This window comes from Rhodanobacter sp. PCA2 (assembly GCF_013620825.1).
GTDB lineage: Bacteria > Pseudomonadota > Gammaproteobacteria > Xanthomonadales > Rhodanobacteraceae > Rhodanobacter_A.
Genome location: NZ_NJIC01000038.1, coordinates 1 through 7,936, shown reverse-complemented (window position 1 = coordinate 7,936; position 7,936 = coordinate 1). Strand labels below are relative to the sequence as shown.

Below are 7,936 nucleotides of genomic sequence, written 5' to 3'. Positions count from 1 at the left end.
GCGCTGGCGCGGCTGGCGCGGGCGCGCGCCGCACTGGACGGCCGCGATTTCGTGGTGCCCGACGACGTGCGCTCGGTGGTGCTGCCGGCGCTGCGCCATCGCCTGCTGCTGGCGCCGGATGCGCTGCTGGAGCGCCAGCGTCCGGACGACATACTGGGCGCGCTGCTACACAAGGTGGCCGCGCCGAAGCAATGAAGACATTGCCCGTCGCCACTCATTTGCCTGTCGCGCCTGCGCCTGATCGGCGTCGCGCCTCGATCCTCCCTCCCCTGCATGCAGGGAAGGGCCGGGGTGGGGTGCTTTTGCCTGCCGGGCGCTTCCATAAGCACCCCCTCCCAACCTCCCCCTGCGCGCAGGGGGAGGAGCGAAGCGGCGGCGCGGTCCATCGACTGGAGCCCGAGGCTTGAGACCCGCGCCGCTGCTGCTGTGGCTGCTGCTGGCCTGGACTGCGCTCGGCGTGGCGGCCAGCCTCGGCCAGTTGCCGCTGTCGGCATGGCTGGCAGCGGGCGGCGCACTCGCCGCGCTGGCCCTGCTCGATGCCTGGCGCCTGCGTCGCACCGCATCGCCCGAACTGCAGCGCGAACTCGCGCCGGTGCTGCCGCTGGGACCGGAGGCGACGGTGGCGCTGCATCTGCGCAACCCGACGAAGCGCCGCCAGTCGCTGCGCCTGCACGACCTGCATCCCGGCGGCTGGGCGGTGCGCGGCATGCCGTGTCGCGTGGTGCTGCCGCCCGGCGGCGCGCTGCGGCTGGACTACGCCACCACGCCCGATGCGCGCGGCCAGTTCCATTTCGGCGGCTGCCACGCGCTGCTGCCCTCGCCGTGGCGCCTGTGGCACGGGCGACGCGTGCTGGGCGGGCCGTCGTCCACGCGCGTGTACCCGAACTTCGCAGTGCTCGCGGAGCTGGCCGGGCTCAGCGTGGAGCTGGCCTCGATCAGCGTGGGCGCACGGCTGCAGCGGCGGCGCGGCGAAGGCACCGAGTTCCAGGAACTGCGCGACTACCGCGTGGGCGACAGCCTGCGCAAGATCGACTGGAAAGCCACCGCGCGCAGCCACCGGCTGATCTCGCGCGAGTACCGCGAGGAGCGCAACCAGCAGGTGATCCTGATGCTCGACTGCGGCCGCCGCATGCTGGCGCAGGACGGCCCGCTGGCGCATTTCGACCATGTGCTCAACGCCTCGCTGGCGCTGGCCAGCATCGCGCTGCGCGAAGGCGACGCGGTGGGCCTGATGGCCTGCATCGGCCAGCAGCAGCGCTGGCTGCCGCCGCAGCAGGGCAGCGGCGGCATGGACCACCTGCTGGGCGCCGGCTACGACCTGCACGCGCAACCGCTGGCCACCGACTACCTCGCCGCCGCCGGCGCGCTGCAAGCCCACCAGCGCCGGCGCGCGCTGGTGATCGTGGTCAGCAACGTGCGCGACGAGGACGACAAGGAACTGCGCATGGCGCTGAACCTGCTGTCCCGCCAGCACCTCGTGGTGCTCGCCAGCCTGCGCGAGCAGGCGCTGGACGATGCCGCCCACGACCCCGGCGCCACCCTGGAAACCGCCATCCGCAGCGCCTCCGCGATGCACTACCTCGCCGAACGCGAGCGCGTGCACGAAACGCTGCGGCGGGAAGGCGCGAACGTGCTGGACGTGCGCTGCAGCGAGCTGTCCGGCGCATTGATCGAGCGCTATCTGGCGATCAAGCGGGGGAACCGGTTGTAGGGGACAGGCCGGTAGCGTGCGGGCGGGGATGGCACTGCGCTTGTCGTTTTTGGCCTTGGGTGGATGGGTCGCTGCGTGGCCGGTGTGGCGGGAACGATTGCAAGATTGGATGGCATGAGCAGGGGGCTCGTTTATTTACGCGGTACTTCCCGGGTTGTATCCCGATTTGCCGGATTGGATTGCAGAATTCAGGTGTCATTCGATGGCCGGATCCAGGTGGATGCGCATGAAGGTTCATTTGTCCTTCCTTGCAGTCATGTCCGTACTTTCCCTTTGCTCCTGCGGACACGGGGAGCCTGGAAAAAGCACGCAAGCCGTCATGTGCGGAAAATTTTCGTTCAGGGCTTCCGGCAGGTCTGAAATACTTCAGGCGCGAAGGGCTTTCCATGAGGCATCCATCGTCCTGAACCTGGACTTTTCCGACAGCAGCAATACCTCATCGGACCAGCGCCCCGGCTGGTCGTGGACGCACGCGGAAATCAAGATCAACTCTGCCCGAATCGTTCTTGGAGGGCATGGCGACTATCCAAAGACGCCGGACCCGCCCTCCGACATGCAGGTTTACCTGTTTGATGACTCACCGCCCAATGTGGTCGCATGCGGTAGTTACTATGTAAATCAATTCCGGAAGGTCAAGGCCATCATGTCCGAGCGCTGGCATATCAGTGAGGACGAGTCATGAGACCGCGCTGGAGATTTTCAATCGGCGAAGCCGGAACGAGGGGCGGAGCATGTTTTTCGACGTTCCGTAGCTCTTGAGGTCGTTCGAATCCTCCATCGGGGGAAGCGCGTTCCTGCGGAGCACGGGCGGGCGCGAAACATTGCCTGCAGAGAAGCGTGTCTGATCCGCGTTGCAGTGAACTGTCCGGCGCGTTGATCGAGCGCTATCTGGCGATCAAGCGGGGAAACCGGTTGTAGGGGACGAACGCGACGGCCGACGCATGCCGTGCTAGCGCGGCCGCGCGCGAGGTCGGCTCCGGCTGCGGCCAGGGCAAAGGGTCACCGGACCTTCATCCGCCTGTTGCATCGAGGCGATAGAAAGCCGGAACGGCGTGGTCGCCGTGCCCCGGCTGCCCGTCGCGGCGGCGCCGCGCGGGTGCTCCTTCGGTGGTACGCTGCGGCCGCGAATTCGGGGCTGAAGCCGCGTCCGGGGGGAAGCGGCGTACCCGAGGCAACGAAATGCTCGATCGGAAGCAGTCCACGGACGAAACGATCCACTTCTACATCCACCCGGAATTCTGGCCCCGGGGGGAGCTTCCCCTGTCTCCTGACAGCCACTGGCCGGGCTTCGGCTTCGGTGTCTACACGTGGACGATCCAGACTTTTCTGCGCCTGCGCGAGGCAGGGATCGCCTGCCGGCTGGCCCCGGAATTGCCCGAGCGCGGCGTGGTCGTGGCCCACCGCGAGTGCCTGTCGGCGATAGACGGCAAGTACAGCGGTCGCGTCACGGCGACGAAGGGGCGCTTCGTGGTCGACATGTGCGCCGACCTGCGCCCCTACACGCGGGCCAACCTGCACATCGTGCAGAATCCGCACATGACCCGCTTCGGGCCCACGTTCCTGTACATGCGGCATTGGCCGCAGCCTGGCCTGCTGCCGCGCTCCGCCGCGCGGGGGGAGACGTTCCGCACCGTCGCGTATTTCGGCAACGAGAAGAACCTTGCCGACGACCTGCGCTCGCCGCAGTGGGAGCGGGAACTGGACCGTCGCGGGCTCGCCTGGATCAGTCGCTACCAGCCCTTCGACTATGCCGATCCGGCGACCTATGCGCCCGCCTCGGTGTGGAGCGACTACCGCGGGATCGACGCGGTGGTGGCGTTGCGGCGGTCGCCGCACGGGGTGGAATCCATGCACGGCCAGAAGCCCGCGTCCAAGCTCTACAACGCATGGATCGCCGGCGTGCCGGCGATCCTGGGGCGCGAATCGGCGTACCGCGTGGAACGCCGCTCCGAGCTGGACTACCTGGAAGCGAACAGCGGCGACGAGGTGCTGGCCTGCCTGGATCGCCTGCGCGCCAGTCCGGAGCTGCGCCATGCGATGGCGGAGAATGCGCGCGGCCGCGCCGCCGAGGTGTGCGCGGGCGCCACGCTGGAGGCATGGGTCGCGTTGCTGTTCGGCCGCGTGCTGCCCGCCTACCGGGCCTGGACCCACGCGGGGGCGCTGGCGCGGCACTGGGCGCTGTCCCGCCAGCAGGTGGGCTACCAGACCACCCGGGTGCGGCACGCCGTGGAGCGCCGGCTGGGACGCTGAGCGTACGGCCCGGACCGCACGCGGGGCACGGCGCCGGCGGGGATCGCCACGCCCGCCTCAGTCCTCTTCCACCTTGGGCTTCCACGCCTCGCTGAGCTGCTTCTGCACCGGCGGCGGCACCGGCTCGTAGTGGCTGAGGTCCAGGCTGTAGCGGCCGCGGCCGCCGGTCATGGCCTTGAGTTCGGTGGGGTAGTCGACGAGTTCGGCCAGCGGGGCCTGGGCCTTGATCATCAGCTCGCCGCCGCGCCGGCTGTCGGTGCCCAGGATGCGCGCGCGCTTGCCGGCGAGGCCGCCGGTGACGTCGCCGACGTCGCTCTCGGGGATCGACACCTCCACGTCCACGATGGGCTCCAGCACGATGGGTCGCGCCTTGCCCACGGCGTCGAGGAAGGCCTTCTTGCCCGCGCTGACGAAGGCCACTTCCTTGGAGTCGACCGGGTGGTACTTGCCGTCGTACACCGTGACGCGCAGGTCCTGCAGCGGGTAGCCCGCCACCGCGCCGCGCTCCATCGCCTGGCGCACGCCTTTCTCGATCGCGGGCAGGAAGGTGCCGGGGATCACGCCGCCCTTCACCGCGTCGACGAACTCGAAGCCGGCGCCGCGCTGCAGCGGCTCCACGCGCAGGAACACTTCGCCGAACTGGCCGGCGCCGCCGGTCTGCTTCTTGTGGCGATGGTGGCCTTCCGCCGGCGCGGCGATGGTTTCGCGGTAGGCGATGCGCGGCGGGTGGGTGACGACTTCCACGCCGTAGCGCTCGCGCATGCGTTCCAGCGTCACCTTGAGGTGCAATTCGGAAAGGCCGCGCAGCACGGTCTCGTTCAATTCCTTGTGGTGCTCCATGCGCAGGCAGGGGTCTTCCTCGGCCAACCGGCCCAGCGCGTTCGCCAGCTTCTGTTCCTGGCCCTTGTGCTTCGGCTCCAGCGCGAGGCCGAACATCGGCTGCGGGAAGCGCATGGGCGCGAGGTGGATGCGGTCCTCATCGTGCGCGTCGTGCAGCACCGCGTCGTAGTGGATCTCCTCCACCTTGGCCACCGCGGCGATGTCGCCCGGCACCGCCTGCTCGATCTCCACGTGGTTCTTCGCGTTGAGCCGGAACAGGTGACTCACGCGGAACGGTTTGCGCCCGTCGTCCACGAGCAGCTGCGCGTCGCGGCGCACCGTGCCCTGCCACACGCGGAAGATGCCGAGCTTGCCCACGAAGGGATCGTTGACGATCTTGAACACGTCGGCGATCACGTGCTGCGCGGGGTCGGCGTTGACCGTGATCGCCTCGTCGTCGCCGTTGAGGAAGGGCGGCGGGTTGCCTTCCGCGGGATTCGGCAGCAGGCGGTCCGCAATGTCCAGCAGCTCGGCCACGCCCGCGCCGCTGCGCGCGCTGACGAAGCAGATCGGCACCAGGTGCCCCTCGCGCAGGCATTGCTCGAACGCATCGTGCAACTGCTCGCGGCTCAGCGCGGCTTCGCCGTTGTCCAGGTAGGCGCCCATGGTCGCCTCGTTGATCTCCACCACCTGGTCGAGGATGTGCTGGTGCGCGGTGGCCAGCGAGGAGAAATCGGTGGCGCCCTCGGTGTGGAAGAAGCAGTCCAGCACCTGCTTGGCGCCCTGCGCGGGCAGGTTCACCGGCAGGCACTCGGGGCCGAACTCCTCGCGCAGCGCCTCCACCAGCGCGCCGAGATGGGCGCCCTCGAAATCGATCTTGTTCACCACCAGCACGCGGGCGAGGCCGCGCGAGCGCGCATGTTCCATCATGCGGCGCGTGCCGTGCTCGATGCCGTTGACGGCGTTCACCACCACCATCGCGGTTTCCACCGCGGCGAACGCGGAGAGCGTGCCGCCGCGGAAATCGCCGTAGCCGGCGGTGTCGATCAGGTTGATGTGGCAGTTGCCGCGGTCGATGCCGGCGATGCAGCTGTCGATGGAATGGCCGCGCGCCTTTTCCTGTGCGTCGGTATCCGACTGCGTGGTGCCGCGCTCCACCGAGCCGGGCGCCTGGATCACGCCGCCGGCGTGCAGCAAGGCCTCGAACAGCGTGGTCTTGCCGCTGCCGGCGTGGCCGGCGAGCGCGATGTTGCGGATGCTTTCCGTGTGCGAGCCTGTCTGGACAGTCATGTCCGTCTCCGCCGAATGTCGTTTGCCCGCAGGGCAAGGAAGAGGGAGGAAGCGTATGTCGATACGCGACCGAGCGATGACGGAGCCATGCGGGCAAATGACATCGGCCCAAAGGGTTGGCCCGTCAGGGCCGCCATGCGGCAGCGCGCGGCTTGACCATGGCGCCACCATGGTCGGCGCCGCGCACTACCACCTGGCAACCCTGACGGGCCAACGGAGATGGACATGACTGTCCAGACAGGCTCAAACACGATGCGACCCTCCCATGTTGGGGCGCGGGTCGTACGGCATCGCAGCGGTGCCGCGCGGGCGTCGCGCCTGGCGACTGGCGGGCCGTCATGGTCGTCCGGGCGCAGACGCGGGGGCGGTCATGGCGGAACGATGAGGTGGCTACGGTGCGACAGGATGGTCCCCGCGTCAACGCTCGCCGTGCCGCACCGCGGGAACCGTCGCCCCCGATCGCGGTCTTGGGGATACGGTTCAAGCTGCGCCGTCCATACTTTCCCCCTCCACCGGCGCAAGGGCATTCCCATCATCCACCGCACGCAGGCCGAAACCCGCGCCACGCCGCCGCCAGGTTCCGACCGGGTCGCCGTGTCCGCGCTGGACATGGCGGGCACCGCGCGGCTGCGTCGCCAGCGCTGGCGCGAACCCACGCGCGGGCATCGGCTGGCGTGGCTGGTGCTGCTGCTCACGGCACTGCTGCACGTGGTGTTCACGGTGATGGTGTGGTGGGCGATGCGCCCGCCGCCGGTGCGGCCCGTAGAGCGCACGGCTGCGGCCACCGACGTGCTGGAGGTGCGCTTCATACCGGCCGCCGCCGCGCCCGCCGCGCAGGCGCCGCCGCCACCCGTGCCGTTGCCGGCGCCGCCACGCGTGGCGCCCCGGCGCACCACCGAGCCCGCGGCGAAGCAGGCGCTGAGCGTGCAATTGCCGGCGCCGGCGCCCGCGGCCAGCGTGGCCCCGCCGCGCCTGTACGACCGCAACGGCCAGGTCATCCTGCCGGCCGTCGCCAGCAGTGCGCCGCTGCCGGACTACGTGCAGCGGCCGCCGCAGGGCGACACGCGGATCATGCAGCACGACAGCCCGGTGAAATACCAGGCCACCCGCTTCGACAAGGACTGGGGCAACGGCTCCACCAACGCGATCGACGACGCGCTGCAGAAGGCCGTGGACAAGACCACGGTGAAGCACACCTTCCGCCTGCCCGGCGGCATCCGCATCCATTGCGGCGTGTCGCTGGCGGCGCTGGCCGGCGGCTGCGGCGGCGACCCGCCGCCCCCACCGCCGCCCAAGGACGGCGATGTGCGCCTCAACATGGCGCCGGCCCGGCCGCTGGCCGCGAACCCCAACGCCCCGAAGCCGCCGCCGCTGTCCGAATGCATCGCGCTGTACCGCGCCGGCAAGCCGCTGGCCGACGGTTGCCCCAGCGACACGCCGATGCGCGCCATCGACGAGGAACTGCAGAAACAACGCGCGAAGCAGCAGCCCTGACGCCCAGCCGCGCGACGGCGCCCGCTACACTCCGCGCATGCCGTCGCCCACCGACCCCAACGCGCCGCGCCCGTCCGCCAGGCGGCCGGCGCAGGTACTGCTGAACTCGCCGCTCGCCGCCTCTTCGCGCATGCTCAGCCTGAGTGCGCAGCGGCGTCCGCAGCCGCGCGTGATGTGGCGGCGCGTGCTGGCGATCGCGGGCAGCCTGGTGCTGCACATCCTGTTCCTGTTCGCCTTCATCCTCGGGCCGGCGTGGGAACCGCCGCCGCCCGGCAAGGCGCCGCCGGCACAGTTGCAGGCGCAGTTCATCGAGCTGCCCGACCTCGCGCCGCCGCCGCCGCCGAAAGGCGAGCCGCCGCGCCAGCAGGGACC

General features: G+C 69.9%; 5 protein-coding genes and 2 pseudogenes. 6 read left to right on the top strand and 1 reads right to left on the bottom strand.

Annotated elements, in window-relative coordinates; genetic code table 11:
• The 4 genes and pseudogenes from PCA_RS12590 to PCA_RS12575 all read left to right on the top strand — a co-directional run.
• Nucleotides 1-195, top strand: a pseudogene (locus tag PCA_RS12590) (AAA family ATPase); the annotation flags it as partial.
• Nucleotides 196-403: 208 nt separating this feature from the next.
• Nucleotides 404-1,711 (top strand): DUF58 domain-containing protein, encoded by a 1,308-nt coding sequence (locus PCA_RS12585; RefSeq protein WP_181302965.1) that lies wholly within the window; start codon nt 404-406, stop codon nt 1,709-1,711.
• A gap of 220 nt (nt 1,712-1,931) precedes the next feature.
• Entirely contained in the window at nt 1,932-2,393 is a 462-nt protein-coding gene (locus PCA_RS12580; protein WP_181302964.1) for a hypothetical protein, read from the top strand.
• A gap of 497 nt (nt 2,394-2,890) precedes the next feature.
• A complete protein-coding gene (locus tag PCA_RS12575; RefSeq protein WP_181302963.1) occupies nt 2,891-3,961 on the top strand; it encodes a glycosyltransferase family 1 protein in 1,071 nt (356 codons plus the stop codon).
• Between the two features lie 57 nt (nt 3,962-4,018).
• On the opposite strand, the gene fusA is transcribed toward PCA_RS12575, so the two are convergent.
• Nucleotides 4,019-6,070 (bottom strand): elongation factor G, encoded by a 2,052-nt coding sequence (gene fusA, locus PCA_RS12570; RefSeq protein ID WP_181302962.1) that lies wholly within the window; start codon nt 6,068-6,070, stop codon nt 4,019-4,021.
• 594 nt (nt 6,071-6,664) lie between these two features.
• Here fusA and PCA_RS12565 point away from each other — a divergent pair.
• Together PCA_RS12565 and PCA_RS12560 are read left to right on the top strand one after the other, a co-directional pair.
• A complete protein-coding gene (locus PCA_RS12565; RefSeq protein WP_343204448.1) occupies nt 6,665-7,564 on the top strand; it encodes a hypothetical protein in 900 nt (299 codons plus the stop codon).
• Nucleotides 7,565-7,601: 37 nt separating this feature from the next.
• Nucleotides 7,602-7,936 (top strand): annotated as a pseudogene (locus PCA_RS12560) (hypothetical protein); the annotation flags it as partial.

What these genes read in the sequence shown, in the direction of transcription:
- PCA_RS12580 (WP_181302964.1), top strand. Translation starts at nt 1,932, where the DNA reads ATGCGCATGAAGGTTCATTTGTCCTTCCTTGCAGTCATGTCCGTACTT.
- PCA_RS12575 (WP_181302963.1), top strand. Translation starts at nt 2,891, where the DNA reads ATGCTCGATCGGAAGCAGTCCACGGACGAAACGATCCACTTCTACATC.
- fusA (WP_181302962.1), bottom strand. Translation starts at nt 6,070, where the DNA reads ATGACTGTCCAGACAGGCTCGCACACGGAAAGCATCCGCAACATCGCG.